The 15,624-nt window shown below is 37.7% G+C and carries 14 protein-coding genes; 5 read left to right on the top strand and 9 right to left on the bottom strand.

Annotation, left to right across the window (positions count from 1 at the left end):
- Together V6R96_RS01975 and V6R96_RS01970 are read left to right on the top strand one after the other, a co-directional pair.
- Nucleotides 1-2,271, top strand: a complete 2,271-nt coding sequence (locus tag V6R96_RS01975) for a GH92 family glycosyl hydrolase (RefSeq protein WP_336377830.1) — start codon at nucleotides 1-3, stop codon at nucleotides 2,269-2,271.
- Between the two features lie 49 nt (nucleotides 2,272-2,320).
- Nucleotides 2,321-2,818: a phosphoheptose isomerase gene (locus V6R96_RS01970; protein WP_336377829.1), complete on the top strand. Its 498-nt coding sequence runs from the start codon at nucleotides 2,321-2,323 to the stop codon at nucleotides 2,816-2,818.
- A gap of 333 nt (nucleotides 2,819-3,151) precedes the next feature.
- Here the strand turns inward: V6R96_RS01970 and V6R96_RS01965 are convergent, their stop codons facing one another.
- The 5 genes from V6R96_RS01965 to V6R96_RS01945 all read right to left on the bottom strand — a co-directional run bounded on the left by V6R96_RS01965 (nucleotide 3,152) and on the right by V6R96_RS01945 (nucleotide 9,393).
- Nucleotides 3,152-5,836 (bottom strand): TonB-dependent receptor domain-containing protein, encoded by a 2,685-nt coding sequence (locus V6R96_RS01965; protein ID WP_336377828.1) that lies wholly within the window; start codon nucleotides 5,834-5,836, stop codon nucleotides 3,152-3,154.
- A gap of 68 nt (nucleotides 5,837-5,904) precedes the next feature.
- Entirely contained in the window at nucleotides 5,905-6,264 is a 360-nt protein-coding gene (locus V6R96_RS01960; RefSeq protein WP_167409440.1) for a hypothetical protein, read from the bottom strand.
- 19 nt (nucleotides 6,265-6,283) lie between these two features.
- Nucleotides 6,284-6,916, bottom strand: coding sequence for a hypothetical protein (locus V6R96_RS01955; protein WP_336377827.1), 633 nt, complete (start codon nucleotides 6,914-6,916; stop codon nucleotides 6,284-6,286).
- 79 nt (nucleotides 6,917-6,995) lie between these two features.
- Nucleotides 6,996-7,682: a response regulator transcription factor gene (locus V6R96_RS01950; RefSeq protein WP_002982671.1), complete on the bottom strand. Its 687-nt coding sequence runs from the start codon at nucleotides 7,680-7,682 to the stop codon at nucleotides 6,996-6,998.
- A gap of 163 nt (nucleotides 7,683-7,845) precedes the next feature.
- Nucleotides 7,846-9,393 (bottom strand): sensor histidine kinase KdpD, encoded by a 1,548-nt coding sequence (locus V6R96_RS01945; protein ID WP_111958796.1) that lies wholly within the window; start codon nucleotides 9,391-9,393, stop codon nucleotides 7,846-7,848.
- 199 nt (nucleotides 9,394-9,592) lie between these two features.
- On the opposite strand from V6R96_RS01945, the gene V6R96_RS01940 reads away from it, so the two are divergent.
- Nucleotides 9,593-10,078, top strand: a complete 486-nt coding sequence (locus tag V6R96_RS01940; RefSeq protein WP_111958798.1) for an SRPBCC domain-containing protein — start codon at nucleotides 9,593-9,595, stop codon at nucleotides 10,076-10,078.
- A gap of 140 nt (nucleotides 10,079-10,218) precedes the next feature.
- Here V6R96_RS01940 and V6R96_RS01935 read toward each other — a convergent pair whose 3' ends face one another.
- The 4 genes from V6R96_RS01935 to V6R96_RS01920 all read right to left on the bottom strand — a co-directional run bounded on the left by V6R96_RS01935 (nucleotide 10,219) and on the right by V6R96_RS01920 (nucleotide 14,402).
- On the bottom strand, nucleotides 10,219-10,557 hold the full coding sequence (locus tag V6R96_RS01935) for a hypothetical protein (protein WP_111959025.1): 339 nt from the start codon (nucleotides 10,555-10,557) through the stop codon (nucleotides 10,219-10,221).
- 212 nt (nucleotides 10,558-10,769) lie between these two features.
- Nucleotides 10,770-12,812, bottom strand: coding sequence for a S9 family peptidase (locus V6R96_RS01930; protein ID WP_336377826.1), 2,043 nt, complete (start codon nucleotides 12,810-12,812; stop codon nucleotides 10,770-10,772).
- A gap of 168 nt (nucleotides 12,813-12,980) precedes the next feature.
- On the bottom strand, nucleotides 12,981-13,721 hold the full coding sequence (locus tag V6R96_RS01925; RefSeq protein WP_111959027.1) for a uroporphyrinogen-III synthase: 741 nt from the start codon (nucleotides 13,719-13,721) through the stop codon (nucleotides 12,981-12,983).
- 12 nt (nucleotides 13,722-13,733) lie between these two features.
- Nucleotides 13,734-14,402 (bottom strand): DUF4271 domain-containing protein, encoded by a 669-nt coding sequence (locus V6R96_RS01920; RefSeq protein WP_223558096.1) that lies wholly within the window; start codon nucleotides 14,400-14,402, stop codon nucleotides 13,734-13,736.
- 76 nt (nucleotides 14,403-14,478) lie between these two features.
- Between V6R96_RS01920 and V6R96_RS01915 the strand changes: the two genes are divergently transcribed.
- Both V6R96_RS01915 and V6R96_RS01910 read left to right on the top strand, forming a co-directional pair.
- Entirely contained in the window at nucleotides 14,479-15,195 is a 717-nt protein-coding gene (locus tag V6R96_RS01915) for a polyprenol monophosphomannose synthase (protein ID WP_111958802.1), read from the top strand.
- Nucleotides 15,192-15,560, top strand: coding sequence for a DUF4296 domain-containing protein (locus V6R96_RS01910; RefSeq protein ID WP_111959031.1), 369 nt, complete (start codon nucleotides 15,192-15,194; stop codon nucleotides 15,558-15,560). Before V6R96_RS01915 ends, V6R96_RS01910 begins: the two co-directional genes overlap by 4 nt.
- The last annotated feature ends 64 nt before the right edge of the window (nucleotides 15,561-15,624 follow it).

Genomic DNA, 15,624 nt, shown 5'->3' with positions numbered 1-15,624 from the left:
ATGAAGTCTTTATTCTCAAGTTTTTTTATTCTATTTAATATCTTAGCATTTGGCCAGGAAGTGTCTCTTGCCGATTATGTAAACCCTTTAATGGGAACCCAATCCAAACCTTCCTTGTCCAATGGAAATACCTATCCTGCCATAGGACTTCCCTGGGGAATGAATCTCTGGACCCCGCAAACCGGAAAAATGGGTGACGGATGGGCATATACCTACGACGCAGATAAAATAAAAGGTTTTAAACAAACCCACCAGCCGTCTCCCTGGATGAATGATTATGGTGCTTTCGCCATCATGCCGGGAGTCGGTAAACTAAAATTTAAGGAGGAAGAACGGGCAAGCTGGTTCAGCCATAAAGCAGAGAATGCAAAACCTTACAGCTACAGCGTTTATCTGGCGGATATCAATGTGACCACAGAGCTTACTCCCACAGAAAGAGCAGCTTTCTTCAAATTCGATTTTCCTAAAACAGACAGTGCCTATATCGTTATTGATGCCCTGAATAAAGGATCTTACATTAAAATTCTTCCCAAAGAAAGAAAAATCCTTGGGTACACCACTAAATATTCCAGAGGAAAATATAACAATTTCAAAAACTATTTTGTGGTCCAGTTTGATAAGGATTTTGATTTGACGACTACCTGGAAAGACAGTGTTTTTGTGAAAAACCAGCTGGAAATCACAAGTGATCATGCCGGGGCAATTGTCGGATTTAAATTAAAAAATAAAGAAAGCGTTTATGCAAGAACAGCTTCTTCATTCATCAGTTTCGAGCAGGCAGAGTTGAATCTTAAAAGAGAAATTGCAGGCAGGAATTTTGAACAGGTAAAAGCAGACGCGAAAAATATCTGGAATAAAACACTAGGTAGAATTGAAGTAAAAGGCGGAACGGATCAGCAGATCAGAACATTTTATTCCTCCCTTTACAGAACATTATTTTTTCCTCAAAAGCTATATGAGATCGATGCTGAGAACAAAGTAAAACACTGGAGTCCTTATAACGGAAAGATTCTGGACGGAAAAATGTTCGCAGGAACCGGATTCTGGGATACCTTCCGTGCTCTGTATCCTTTCCTGAATCTTGTATATCCAAGTATGAACGTAGAAATGCAGGAAGGTTTAGCCAATACATTTAAAGAAGGCGGATTTCTTCCGGAGTGGAGCAGTCCTGGGTATTCCGACATTATGATCGGGAACAATTCCGCTTCAGTGGTTGCCGATGCTTATATCAAAGGACTTCGCGGATATGATGTGGAAACACTTTGGCAGGCAGTGAAACATGGAGCCAATAACGAAGGCCCGATCGATGCTGTAGGCCGTAGAGGAGTGCAATATTACAATACTTTAGGCTATGTTCCTTATGATGTAAAGATCAATGAGAATGCTGCCAGAACCCTGGAATATGCTTATGATGATTTTGCTATTTATCAGTTAGGAAAAGCATTGGGAAAACCGGCTTCAGAAATTGATATTTATAAAAAAAGGGCTTACAACTATAAAAATGTATTTGACCCGGAAACAGGTCTGATGCGTGGAAAAAATAAAGACGGAAAATTCCAGTCGCCATTCAATCCGTTTAAATGGGGTGACGCCTTTACCGAAGGAAACAGCTGGCATTATACATGGTCTGTTTTCCAGGATATTGACGGTTTATCCCAATTGATGGGTGGGAAAAAGAAATTCGAAGCCAAGCTGGATGAGGTATTCTCACTTGCACCGGTATTTGATGACAGCTATTACGGAAGCGTAATTCACGAGATCCGCGAAATGCAGATCATGAATATGGGACAGTATGCCCATGGAAACCAGCCGATCCAGCATATGATTTATTTATACAACTATGCCGGAGCCCCGTACAAAACACAGTACTGGACAAGACAGGTGATGGATAAGCTATATTATGCAACACCGGATGGCTATTGCGGTGATGAAGATAATGGTCAGACCTCCGCGTGGTACGTATTCTCTGCCTTAGGATTCTATCCGGTGACCCCAGCCACAGATCAGTATGTTTTGGGAGCGCCGCTTTTCAAAGAAGCAGTAATTCACTTAGAAAATGGTAAGAAAATTGAAATAAAGGCACCGGAAAACAGTGCTGAAAATCTATATGTTAAATCATTAAACGTAAACCTTCGGCTGTATTCAGAAAACTGGCTGAGCCACAAAGAACTGATGAATGGAGCTGTGTTGGAATTCCAGATGGATAATAAGCCTAATAAAGAAAGAGGCTCTCAGGAAAAAGATTTTCCCTATTCAATGTCGAAAGAATAATGATCAACAAACTTTATATTTGAAAATAATTTTAGAACAGGAATAAATTATGAGTGCAGAGAAAATAGAAATATTCGAAAAGGTAGAAAAAATGTTAGCGAGCCAGGGTTTTACTATTGCGGCAAAAGATGATACAAGACCTTGGGGCGGCTTTTTCGTGATCGATGAAGGTCAGGCTCAGGATTTTGGCAATCAGTATTTTGACGGAATCAATGTCGAAAGTCTGAAAATAGGAGGAAAGCTAAGCCCTAAGATCCTTTTGGTTGCTCCCAATGCCCGTTTAAGCTGGCAGTACCATCACCGCAGAGCCGAGATCTGGCAGGTAGTGGAAGGAACAGTTGGGATAAAAACAAGCAATACCGATGAAGAAGGCGAGCTGAAAGAATACCATCCAAAAGATCAGATTAAACTTCAGCAAGGTGAAAGACACAGGCTGATCGGTTTAGACGGCTGGGGAGTAGTGGCGGAAATCTGGCAGCATACCGATGCCACAAATCCTTCGGATGAAGATGATATTGTGAGAGTACAGGATGATTTCGGAAGATAAATATCTGTAAAGTAAAAAAGACTGTTTCAAAAACAGTCTTTTTTGTGTCAAAATAACCTAAAACCAAGTTTACTTTTTTAAATATTTGTGTTTCTTTAATTTTTCAAAGTTCAAGGCTATTTCCTACGTGTATTTTATTTCATCATTTTTGTTCCTGTAAACCTTCCCATTCGGAATCACTATCAACATTCTTACTGGGTTAGTTTTACAGTTACAAAATAACAATATTCTAAAATAAAGTTCGCTATAAAAAGCATCGATATATATCGACGGGCTATAGATGTTTATCGACAGGAACCGGCAATGTCAATCATGAACTTTTGTTTAAAAAACTTAAAAAGTTACATCCAATCCCACATAAAAGTTAGCCTTCATGATAGGGGCATACACCATTCCGCCATCAAAATAATTTCCAAATGGATTTCTAAAATCAACAATTGCATTTTTTTGATAATATGATGTAAGGTTCTCACCTCCTAGATAAGCTCTGAGCTTTTTATTGAAATTCCTCGAGATCTGTGCATTCAGCACAGCATAAGAATCAGAATATATTGGCAGTTGGAATTCAGCAGGGTTGCTTGATGTATTGGGAAGCCTCTGCTTTCCTACCCAATTCAGGGTGGTGTCAAAACTCCAGAATCCGCCATTATTATTTTTATTTGTTGCATAGGCAAGGTTCACAAAGCCTCTGTGCTTTGCCATGAACGGAACTTCTCTTCTGCCGTCCAGATAATCTGCCTGAACATCATAATATTTATAAGCCAATCTTACATCAAAATTTTTGAAAGGTGTAAAATCCCACTGCGTCTGGAAAGAATTCGCAAAAGATTTTCCTTCTAAATTATAAAAAGTAAGCTGTTGTGGAGACTGGTCAAGATCAACAAGCACCTGGTCCTGGAAATCTGTTCTGAAAAAATCAGCGACGATGGAAGATTTTCTTCCGAAAAGCTTGAATTCCTGCTGTAGACTGGCTCCGTAGTTCCATGCGATCTCAGGTCTTAAACCATAAATATCTCCACCATTCTGCAAAATCTGGATACTTCTGTTTGATGCAAAATACTGTTGGTTTTCAGCAAAAACGTTAGCCGTCCTGAATCCTCTGCCTGCAGAAAGCCTTAAGATTGTCTGCGGCGTGAAATCATATTTAAAATTAAGTCTCGGAGTAAACTGAGTACCCGCAAGATTATGAAAATCCGCTCTGGCTCCTGCTACCAAAGTATATTTTAATCCTGTTAATGTATATTCTGCAAAAACCCCCGGAACGATTTCATTTCTCTTCATATCGTCTGTTAAATACGTTTCCTCGTAGCCGTCATATAGAAAACTGGCTCCTGCCTTGTACTTATGATTAGTATTTCCGATAATGCTTTCAAAAATTAAATTTGAATAATAAGTATGCTGTTTCCCGGCATAATTTCTCAATCCGAAAAAGCTGTCCTGCTGATGATATACATACTGATTCATCCATCCGAGGCTCTGGTAGGGCTTTCCTTTGAAGACATACCCTGTTTTATTCCAGACCTGGAATCTTGAAATATCAATACCCACACCATATGCACCCTGTTCGTCCTGAGGCAGTTTTTTATCAAAAGCAACCTGTCCGGCTGTTCTTTCGTCTCTGATAAAATTGATCCCGAAATGAGACCCGAATCCCGATTTTTCAAGATCATTATAATTAAGGAGATAAGCTGCGTTAATCTGGGTTCCCTTGGGTCTGTCCAGGAAAGTATCATGATTCATATCCGTGTCTCCAAATGTTCCGTTTCCGTGCAATAAGAATGTCTGTGACCATTTCTCATTGATAGGAGAGACACTGGTGATATTGGCTTCCGCTCTTCCGTTGAAATCAGCGAATATATTCAATGACGTTTCAGGTTCCTTGGCATTTTTCAGAAGCTCAGTATTGATCTGTCCTGTAATACTTTCATAGCCGTTCGTTACCGTACTTCCGCCTTTTGTCAGCTGGATGCTTTCGATCCATCTTCCGGGAATGAAATTCAGTCCGTAAGCCGAAGCAAGACCTCTGATTTCAGGAAGAAGCTCCTTGGTTAAACTGGTATATTTTTGGTCCAGGCCGAGCATTTTCAGCTGTTTGGTTCCCGTAACAGCATTACTGAAAGAAACATCTACGGTGGCATTGGTTTCAAAGCTTTCAGACAGGTTACAGCAAGCTGCTTTTAGTAATTCTTTTTTATCAATATTAAAAACAAGACCTGCCTCTTTTTTGCTCAATGCAGTTGCTGCTTTTGAACCGGTAACCGTTACTCCTTCAATGCTTTTCTCGTGCTGTTCATGAGTTTCATTAAGAGTTGCACCATGTTCTTCATGATCGTCGTGTTTTGCGCCCTCTTCATAGTGAACATTTGGGTTGGCTTCTCCAAACGGAATATCTCTGTCGTACAGACAACATCCGGGAAGACTTTTGTAAACAGCGTCGGAAGCTTTGTATTTTTCATTGTCATGACCGGCATCTGCAATCGCTTTTAAAACCTGATCCGGCGAGGTTTTTGAAGGATCAAAATTTAAGATTACCGTCTGTGTTTCAGCATTCCATTCTGCGGAATCTGCACCGGCATCTTTTGCGGTTTTTTCTATTCTGGCTTTACATGAAGCACAGTTTCCTTTTACATAAAACTCATTTCCTTTTTTAGAATGATGCAGATGAGCTTCTGCAATGGAAGGCTGAAGGTCTCTTTCATAATGGCAACACCCAGGAAGACTTTTATAAATTTCGTCAGGGGACTTGAATTTTTCATTATCATGACCGGCATCGGCTACTTTCTTTAAAATTTCGTCGGGAGAAATTTTGCTGTCGGTTTCCAGGGTTAAAGTCTGAAGATCAATAGAATAAACAGCGGTTTTGGCTCCTGCTTTTTTAGCGGTAGTTTCTATTCTGGATTTGCACATCTCACAGTTTCCTTTGACTTTGAACTGGGATTTTGAAAGGTTTTGAGCGGATATAAAGTGTACAGATACGATCATTAGACCAAGAATGAACTTGGAAATATATAATTTCATTTTGTTTAAAAGTTTAGATTAATTATAAACGGTCCCTTAAAATGCTTAACGGACTCACTGTTTGACAATTAACCTATTTTAGGCGGCTGCCAGATCTCTTTTAAACGGTCTGATAAATGAGGCGGTGAATATTGGAACTGCGGATTCTTATTCGCTTTGTAATAAGACGGTTCAAAATGTAAATTCTTTGAAAACGGAGTTTCTATATAAGTATAGCACGCAACGCAAGTTGAGCAGCAGTCGTCATTACATGAAGACTTGGTTTGGCTGTCCTTACTCTCTTTTGAAGAGTGATTTTTGCAGCAGTCGCTTTTTTCAGACTTGGTTTTGCAGCAGGTATCCTGCATAGATTGCGAGTAGAAGCTGTCTTTAGGAACTAAAAAAATTCCTAGACAAAAAATAACTGTAAGAATGTGAAACAGCTTCATCTTTGCAAAAATACAAAAATTATGATAAAGGATCACCAACTTTTAAAGCACAGTTGTGCCATGGTTCTCCGTGTGCAGGGTTAAGTTTAGGTTTTTCACTTGTTGGAGGAGCGGCTGTTACAGGTCCCGGAACATTTTGCGCTGCGCTTTGAACAGGTTGTGGTGTTGGAGCTGGCGCCGGCTTACTGTTTAAGGGCTGTCCTACCGGGATATCACATCTGTGGCCGGGCTGTCCGTGCGGAGGATTCATTCCCGGAGCCGTTTTAACCGGCTGTGCATTATTGTTGATTGCCACTTTGCCTGCTGACATAGAATTGGCATCTATTTTAATGGAATTATTGGGGTTTTGACCGGGTGTTGTCTGGATAGTTGCCGGATTTACATTGAGCGGTTGTCCTACGGGAATATCGCATCTGTGGCCGGGTTGCCCGTGTGGAGGGTTTTTAATTCCCGGAACTACCGTGGCAGAAGCCGGATTTGGATTGGACTGTATACCTGCCTGCTCCATCAGGGCAGTTTGAGAAGTTGAATTAACGGCAATGCTGGGCTGCTGAACACCTGCTTCTTCTTTTATATAAGTAGGCTTTTCGTCCTTTTTGCATGAAACAGCTAATATTGAAATGGCAATAACGCCCAAGAATGTATTTTTCATATCCAATCGGTATGAAACAAAATTAGCAAAACATTTTTAATTGTTTTGCTAATTTTATATTTATAATTGGTATATAGGCTTAATTTTTAACTAAAAGCCTAAATCCTTCACCATGAACGTTGATAATTTCCAATCCTTCATCATCTTTTAAGAGTTTACGAAGTTTGGCAATATACACATCCATACTTCTTGCAGTAAAGTAATTTTCCTTTTTCCAGATTTTTCTCAACGCCAGATCTCTCGGCATGAAATCGTTTCTGTGGATACAAAGAAGTTTTAACAGCTCATTTTCTTTTGGAGAAAGTTTGTATTCTTTATCACCAACTTTAAGCTGTCTCAGCATAGAGTCGAAGAAAATGTTACTGATCTTGAACTGCTCCTGCTCCTCATTTTCCAAAGTAGAGCTTCTCTGCAGGATCGCTTTGATCTTATACAAAAGAAGTTCTGTATCAAACGGCTTTGTAATATAGTCGTCCGCACCCAGTTGGTATCCTTTTAGGATATCTTCTCTCATATTTCTTGCTGTAAGGAATATGATAGGGGTGTTTTTATCGATTTTTTTTACGTCTTCGGCTAATGAAAATCCATCTTTTTTAGGCATCATCACGTCGAAAATACAGATGTCAAATTCATTTTCTGTAAATTCTTTCAAACCCTGCTCTCCGTCTGTAGCAAGGGTTACCTCAAAGTTATTGATCGTTAAATAATCCTTCAGCACTGCTCCGAAACTCTGATCGTCTTCTACTAATAATATTCTGTTGCTCATGATTTTAATAATTAAAATTAATGATTAAAAATTAAGAATGAACCTCCTCACTCTATCTTCTATATTTGTTATTTGGTTTCTATTTTTAATGATAAATGATCTTGATCTCATTGATTTTTTATAGGATCTTCTCATTCATTACTCATTACTTATCATTGATGATTTAGCTCATCGGCAGTTTTATCGTAAACGTACTTCCTTTGTCTTTGTGAGAGTCTACAATTATCTGCCCTTTGTGCAGTTCTGCGATTTTCTTTACGTAAGAAAGCCCCAGTCCCTGTCCTTTTACATTGTGGATATTTCCGGTTTCTTCTCTGAAGAACTTTTCAAAGATTTTAGTTTTATTATGGGTCTCCATTCCCATTCCCTTATCGGAAATTTCTATGACGTACCAGTTTCCTTCATTACTTGTTTTTACTTTAATTTCAGGGGTTTCAGGAGAATATTTGTTGGCATTGTCCAGTAAGTTCACCAGCATATTCGAGATATGGAACTCATCTATTTTAAAAGTATAGTTCGTTGCAGTAAATTCCTGTGTCAAAGAACCGTTTCTCTGCTGCACAATGAGATTAAAAGATTCTGTCGTTCTTTTGATCAGTTCACGTACATTGGTCTCCTTTAGAAATAGCTCTACCTCATTTCTTTCAAGCTTGGACATATTCAAAACGTTTTCCACCTGCTTTTTCATCCTTAAATTTTCCTGTTTGATCAGTTCCGAATAGTATTTTACTTTATCTGGATTGGTAGCAATCTTATCATTGGCTAAAGAGTCTGTGGCTACAGAAATTGTTGCCAGTGGTGTTTTAAACTCATGGGACATATTATTGATGAAGTCTGTCTTCACTTCAGCCAGTTTTTTCTGTCTCATCATATAATTGATGGAGATAATATAAATCCCAAGAATAGTCAGTAATGACAGGAAAGTTCCCAGAAGCATGGGCCAGTTGTTCATCGCCAGGGAATATTCTTTTTTAGGAAATACTAAAGCCAGACTGTATAAAGTCCGGTCTTTTTTATCTGTAAAAAGGGGATAGCTATAGGTATTGCTGTCTTTTTTCTCTTTATAAACCTTATTGACAACACTGGTAAGCTTGTTGTTCTTGTCAATTACCCCGTATCCGAATTTTGCAGTGATGCCTTTTATTTTCAGTTCTTTAGCGATTACCGAATCAAGAACTTTAGTGTCTACTCTTTTATCGATGGGCAGATTGGTGCCAACCACTTTTACAAATTCTTTTATGGCATAATCCCCGTTTTCAATATCATTGTTAAGGTCTGTGGTAAGAAGCTCGCGGTTGGTGGTGTCTTTCTTTATTTTATAAGTTGCATCGTCTGTATACAGAGTTGTCAGCTTTACCGAATCACCTTTCTGAGAGATCGGAAGCTGTGTTTTTGATATGATGTTTTTAGAATAGATGATCTGACGCTGTGCACCGGAATCTTCTACCTGCTGAATGGTTGTTAAAGAAGGCTGGTCTTTGCTGGCAAGGATATTGTTTCTTAAATTAGTATAATCCTGGTTCAGGTATTTATCAGCTTCAATTTCTTCAATATTTTTTGAAGTGTTTTCTAAAGCAGCGTATACTTTATTGGAAAATTCCTGCTCAAGAGCACCATAATAACCTTTCAGCCAATAAAATTGGAGCGTAACAAATACAATCAGTGAGATTGTCATAAACACCGAAATTATTGGGATGAACTTATTATTCATTATTGGATTTTATATATTGAAAAAAATGAATGTTAAAATTAATTATTTTAAGACTTGATAAACAAAAAACGAGCCAAAAAATTGTTTAATTTCTCTTAAAAGGGAGTTTTTTAACAATTATTTATGAATTTACAATAACTTGTCATATGAAAAGTCCTGTAAATGGATAAAGGAGTAGCTTTAACAAAAATAATTACTTATGGAATCTAATATCATTTTTAACAAAGATTTTGATTCAAACAGTGTATATGTCATGAAAATATATGACGCTGACGTTTCAAAAGTGTGGGACTATTTTACCAAATCCGAATTATTGGATCAATGGTGGGCACCGAAGCCCTGGAAATGTGAAACTGTAAAACAGGATTTTAAAGAAGGTGGAGTCTGGCACTATGCCATGGTAGGACCTGAAGGGGAAAAAATGTATGGTCAGATGGCATATGGTGAAATTACAGAGCATAGAAGTTTTGATGGTGTAGATGCTTTCTGTGACGAAAAAGGAAACATTAATGAAGATTTTGCACAGGCAAAATGGCTGCTTGGATTTACAGGAGTAGAAGAAGGTACAAAAGTGACCATCAATATTTATTTTCCAGCTTCTGAAGCTATGAAGCAACAGCTGGAAATGGGTTTTGAAGAGGGTTTTAAAATGGGACTGGCGCAGCTTGAAGAAATTCTCAAATAAATATGAAAATTTTTAACGGCCGGAATATGTTTATCTTTGGCTTTATAAAAAAAGACGGGCTAAACCCGTCTTTTTTTTATTTATATATGCATTGTAGCATTCATCATTTATTGCCTGATTGGCAAATTACCATCAGTACATCAAATCAGCTCCTCTTCCTGAAAATATTGTATAATTGCTTTTTTCATCAAAAGAGACTGTTCGTTTGGCTTTAGTTCCGGAAGCTCTTCCAGCTTGTCATACTGTGGCCATCCATCTTCATAATGAGTAAACTTATAGTAACCGAAAGGTTCCAGCAATCTGCACACTGCAATATGAATCAGGTTTACTTTGTCTTCTTTGGTGTATTTCTGCTGGCCACTTCCCAATTCCTGCAGTCCGATCAGAAATAAAAGTGTTTCAATCGGAGGATTTTTCTCAGTATCAAAATTGTCTATAAAAAACTGTTCTATCTTTTGCCAATATTCAGATTCGTTCATAGTATTCGTTATTTTTTTTCTTCAGCTTCTGTATCTTCTTCTCTTGCTTTTTCAAGAAGCTCCTGCAGTTTTTTTTCTTGTTTTTCTTTAAAAATTTCCCGCTTCTCTGCCTTTCGGATTTTATCCTTTTGTATTAAATAATACACATGGCTATTGCAGGAAATATTAATAATAACATGATTTTGTTTTTAAAGCTGAAGAAAAGATTAAAATTATTTTTTATCTATTTTCAGCAAGAATGCATATTCCAGAGCGTCTTCCTTCAACGATTCAAATCTTCCGCTGGCTCCGCCGTGACCTGAGCTCATATCAGTTTTGAATAATAAAAGATGATCATCTGTTTTCAATTCTCTCAGTTTTGCAGTCCATTTTGCAGGTTCCCAGTATTGGACCTGAGAATCGTGAAGGCCTGTTGTAATCAATATATGTGGGTAGTCTTTCGCTTCAACATTATCGTAAGGCGAATATTCCTTCATGTACTCATAGTATTCCTTGTCATTAGGATTTCCCCATTCATCATATTCTCCGGTTGTCAATGGAATAGTTTCATCCAGCATTGTTGTCACCACATCTACAAATGGAACCTGTGCTACAATTCCGTTAAAAAGCTTAGGCTCGTAATTCACAACGGCTCCTACCAGAAGTCCGCCTGCACTTCCGCCCATTGCATACATGTGGTTTGATGATGTATAATTTTCCTTAATTAAATGCTTTCCGGCATCAATAAAATCGAAGAATGTATTTTTCTTGAAAAGCATTTTACCGTCTTCATACCATTCTCTGCCCAGATATTCACCACCGCGGATATGAGCAATGGCGTAAATAAATCCTCTGTCTAAAATGGAAAGTCTTACATTGGAAAAACTTGCATCTACAGTATGTCCATAACTGCCATAACCGTATAACAGTAAAGGTGTGTCTGCAGATTTTTTGGTGTCTTTATGATAAACCAATGAGATCGGGATTCTTGTTTCTCCATCCCTCGATTCTGCCCAGATTCTTTCTGAAATATAATTTTCAGGAACAAATTTGTCACCAAGAACTTCCTGCTGTTTCAGGAGCTGAGTCGTTTTCTCCTTCATATTATACTCATAGGTTGAGCTTGGCTGCGTCAGTGACGTATAGCCATAACGGAGAACCTCAGTGTCAAACTCCATGTTGATCCCGATATAGGCCATATATGTTGGGTCGGAAAAAGGAAGATAATAAGATTCCTGGGTTTTTTCATCGATGATTTTAATCTGGAGAAGTCCTTCTTCTCTTTCTTCAAGGACCAGATAATCCCTGAAAATTTCAAAGCCTTCCAGCAGAACTTCAGCACGATGTGGAATAACATCTACCCAGTTTTCCATTCCACAGTTGTCAATTTTGGTCTTTACAATTTTAAAATTGATTGCATCATCTGCATTGGTGATGATATAAAATTCATCTTCAAAATGCTCTACAGAATATTCCAGATCATCTATTCTGGGCTGGATGATTTTCCATTCTGCAAAAACATTGTCAGAAGGAATGAACCTATGCTCGTCGGAAATTGTACTGGAGCTGGCAATGAAAATATACTCCATGGATTTTGTCTTGAAGACATTCACATCAAAAGTATCATCCTTTTCATGAAAAATCAAAACATCTTCCGCAGCATCAGTGCCCAGCTTATGTCTGTACACCTGGAAAGCCCGTAAACTTTCATCTTTTCTGATGTAAAATACATGCTCATTATCATTGGCCCAAACTGCTTTTCCTGTTGTGTTCAAAATCTGGTCAGAGAAGACTTCACCTGTTACAAGATTTTTAAAGCTAATGGTATAAATCCTGCGGCTTACGTTATCCGATGAAAAAGAAACCAATTCATTATTCGGGGAAACTGCAATGCTTCCCACTTCAAAATAGGTTTCGCCTTCTGCTAAAATATTAACATCAACAATAATTTCCTCTTCGTTATCCAGACTTTTATGCTTTCTGCAGAAGATAGGATATTCTTTTCCTTCTTCATAGCGTACAATGTACCAGTATCCGTTAAAGAAATAGGGGAGAGATTCATCATCTTTTTTGTAGCGAGCCTTCATTTCTTCAAAAAGCTCTTCCTGAAAGGCCTCGGTGTCTTTCATCATAAACTCTTCATAGGCATTTTCCTCTTCAAGATATTGTATCACTTCCGGATTTTCCCTTTCATTAAGCCAAAAGTAATTGTCAATTCTTCTGTCGCCGTGTATTTCTAGTATTTTCTCTATTTTTTTTGCCTGTGGAGCTTTCATTTAAATATTTTAAATTTATTTGGCCTGGTGTAATGTGCTATAGATTTTCATAATTTGAGAATAATTTACAGGACATTTCATTCAATATTAATTCTTGTTCAAATTTAGTTAAAAAAAAGCCATCTTTCCTGTATTGAAAAGACGGCTGTTTATATTGAGTATTAAAGTCTACTTATGAAGAGCTTTAATATACTTTTCAAGTGCCATTGTCATAGATGGGGTTTCCTTTGTAGGAGCCATAAGATCTACCTTTAAACCTGCGTCTTCCGCTGCTGCTAAAGTAGTGTTTCCGAAAACACCGATCTTTGTTTCTTCCTGCTTGAAATCCGGGAAATTCTGCTGAAGAGATTTGATTCCCTGTGGGCTGAAAAAGATCAGCATATCATAATCTTTAGCATTGATATCCGTAAGGTCGCTGCATACCGTTCTGTACATGATTGCTCTTGTCCAGTCCACATTGGCCGTTTCCATCGTTTTTACGATATCCGGGCTTAAGACATCTGAAGACGGCAGAAGGTATTTTTCAGCAGGGAATTTCTTAAACAGAGGCAGAAGATCCGAGAAGTTTTTCTCCCCAAAACTGATCTTTCTCTTTCTATAAACAATATGTTTCTGAAGATAGTTGGCAATCGCCTCAGACTGACAGATATATCTCATCGTATCCGGAACCGCAAAACGCAATTCTTCGGCAAGTCTGAAGTAATGGTCTATCGCATTTTTGCTGGTGAAAATAATCCCAGTAAACTGCGTCAGATCTATCTTCTGAGTTCTTAGTTCTTTGTTGTCAACTCCTTCGACGTGGATGAAAGGACGGAAATCAATCTTTATTTTTTCCTTCTTTGCTATATCCAGATATGGAGAAGACTCACTAGGCGCTGGTTGAGAAACCAATATAGACTTTATTCTCATCATTGACTTTTATTAAAAAAATAACAACTTCCAAAGCAACAATAAAGGTGCGATTTGGAGGGTGCAAATATACAAAAATTTATAATACCATTTTTCGGGAAGTATATTGTTTTTGTGAAACAAATAGAAGAAAATCTTGAAAACAGCAACAAATGCAAAGAAGTAGAAGTAATACGAAAATATTTTATTTCTGTCTATCGGGAAATAATAATGGGTCACACACAGGATTATTAACAAAAATGAAAGAATGAAATAGAATTTTGTGGAGGTAAAATAAAAAATAGTCCATTTTCTGCCGTCACCTATGCTTTGGTAAAATAAAAAGCCCAATGCAGATTTCGAGGCATAAAAAAATATGACCGCAAGCAGTGTATATCCAAATTTATTAAGCTGATACCCGAAAAACTGCAGATCATTAATATATTTCGGAACGATGGGGATATACTGTGAAACTAAAGCAGATAGTGTAAGTGCCGTTACGCAGGAAGTAATGATCCAGCTCGGAAGGTTATTGCTGGCATCAAAATATTTCTGGAGCAGAAAGTCTTTCAGGCTGGCATCTCTTTCGATGATATTCATCATGAAAACATACAGAAATATGCATCCTATTAATATAAAGATTACCCAGTCATTGTTCTCAGGTATTCTTACGTGGTTTATAAAGTTTTGTGATAACAGCAAAAGAATATTTTTTGCAAAATTATAGATTATTTTGTATAAAATAAAAAGGTTAAATAAACTATCTTTGCAAACTGAAATGAAAAAACTCGTCATCATCCCTACCTATAACGAAAAGGAAAATATAGAAAATATTATTTCCGCAGTTTTTGCATTGGAAGATGACTTTCATATTCTGGTGGTGGATGACTCTTCTCCGGACGGAACAGCAGAAATAGTTAGAGACCTGCAAAAAAAATTCCCACACCATCTCCATATGTCGGTAAGGCATGTAAAAGACGGTTTGGGAAAGGCATATATCCACGGATTTAAATGGGCTATCGAAAACAAATATGATTATATTTTTGAAATGGATGCCGATTTTTCACATAATCCAAATGATCTGCCCAAACTTTTCGAAGCCTGTCTGAATGCAGACATGGCAATAGGATCACGCTACTCCAAAGGAGTCAATGTAGTGAACTGGCCAATGGGACGGGTTCTGCTTTCCTATTTTGCTTCCAAATACGTAAGGTTTATTTTGGGGCTCCCCATTCATGATACAACCGCAGGCTTTGTCTGTTTTTCCAGGAAAGTTCTCGAAGAGATTGGCTTGAATAATGTGAAGCTTAAAGGATATGGCTTCCAGATTGAAATGAAGTTCAGAGCTTTTAAAAAAGGTTTTAAAATTGTAGAAGTTCCTATTATATTTACAAACAGAATTTTAGGAGAAAGTAAAATGAACGGCGGCATTATTCATGAAGCTGTATTTGGAGTTTTAAATTTAAAATGGAAATCAATAATCAACAGATTATGAAAAAACTGGTCTTCATTTTCGTTACCCTGTGCATGTTCTCATGTGGCGACTATATCGACAAGCCTAAGAACCTGATCGAGCCTGAAAAGATGGCTGAAATCCTGGCTGATCTTGCTATTACGGATCAGGCAGTCATTATCTATCAAAACAAAAATTTAGAAGCAGGAACAAGGTTTATCCTTAAAACCCACAAGATAAAATCTGAGGATTTTGTAGAAAGCTTTAAATATTATGTCGTTAAAGACAAAATGAAAAATATTGCGGAAGACGCACAAAAAATAGTATTAAAAAAAGACCCCAAAGCGGATAAATATATACAAGATAAGCTGAAAAACAGTGGAAATGCGCCCGTTTTAAACAGGTAATTATGATGCGGAAACGTTTTCTGCCACCAAAGCAGAACCGTTAATAGCGGCGAATTAAAAGAAT

This window comes from Chryseobacterium sp. CCNWLW53, from assembly GCF_037083525.1.
GTDB classification, from domain to species: domain Bacteria; phylum Bacteroidota; class Bacteroidia; order Flavobacteriales; family Weeksellaceae; genus Chryseobacterium; species Chryseobacterium lathyri.
Note: the sequence above shows the minus strand (reverse complement) of the source record. Positions and strands in the feature narration are given on the sequence as shown.

Bases quoted from the DNA above. Each gene is read 5' to 3' on its own strand.
- V6R96_RS01915 (WP_111958802.1), top strand. From the start codon at position 14,479: ATGAAAAAACTCGTCATCATCCCTACCTATAACGAAAAGGAAAATATA.
- V6R96_RS01925 (WP_111959027.1), bottom strand. From the start codon at position 13,721: ATGAGAATAAAGTCTATATTGGTTTCTCAACCAGCGCCTAGTGAGTCT.
- V6R96_RS01965 (WP_336377828.1), bottom strand. From the start codon at position 5,836: ATGAAATTATATATTTCCAAGTTCATTCTTGGTCTAATGATCGTATCT.
- V6R96_RS01955 (WP_336377827.1), bottom strand. From the start codon at position 6,916: ATGAAAAATACATTCTTGGGCGTTATTGCCATTTCAATATTAGCTGTT.
- V6R96_RS01970 (WP_336377829.1), top strand. From the start codon at position 2,321: ATGAGTGCAGAGAAAATAGAAATATTCGAAAAGGTAGAAAAAATGTTA.
- V6R96_RS01935 (WP_111959025.1), bottom strand. From the start codon at position 10,557: ATGAACGAATCTGAATATTGGCAAAAGATAGAACAGTTTTTTATAGAC.
- V6R96_RS01950 (WP_002982671.1), bottom strand. From the start codon at position 7,682: ATGAGCAACAGAATATTATTAGTAGAAGACGATCAGAGTTTCGGAGCA.
- V6R96_RS01940 (WP_111958798.1), top strand. From the start codon at position 9,593: ATGGAATCTAATATCATTTTTAACAAAGATTTTGATTCAAACAGTGTA.
- V6R96_RS01930 (WP_336377826.1), bottom strand. From the start codon at position 12,812: ATGAAAGCTCCACAGGCAAAAAAAATAGAGAAAATACTAGAAATACAC.
- V6R96_RS01975 (WP_336377830.1), top strand. From the start codon at position 1: ATGAAGTCTTTATTCTCAAGTTTTTTTATTCTATTTAATATCTTAGCA.
- V6R96_RS01945 (WP_111958796.1), bottom strand. From the start codon at position 9,393: ATGAATAATAAGTTCATCCCAATAATTTCGGTGTTTATGACAATCTCA.
- V6R96_RS01960 (WP_167409440.1), bottom strand. From the start codon at position 6,264: ATGAAGCTGTTTCACATTCTTACAGTTATTTTTTGTCTAGGAATTTTT.
- V6R96_RS01910 (WP_111959031.1), top strand. From the start codon at position 15,192: ATGAAAAAACTGGTCTTCATTTTCGTTACCCTGTGCATGTTCTCATGT.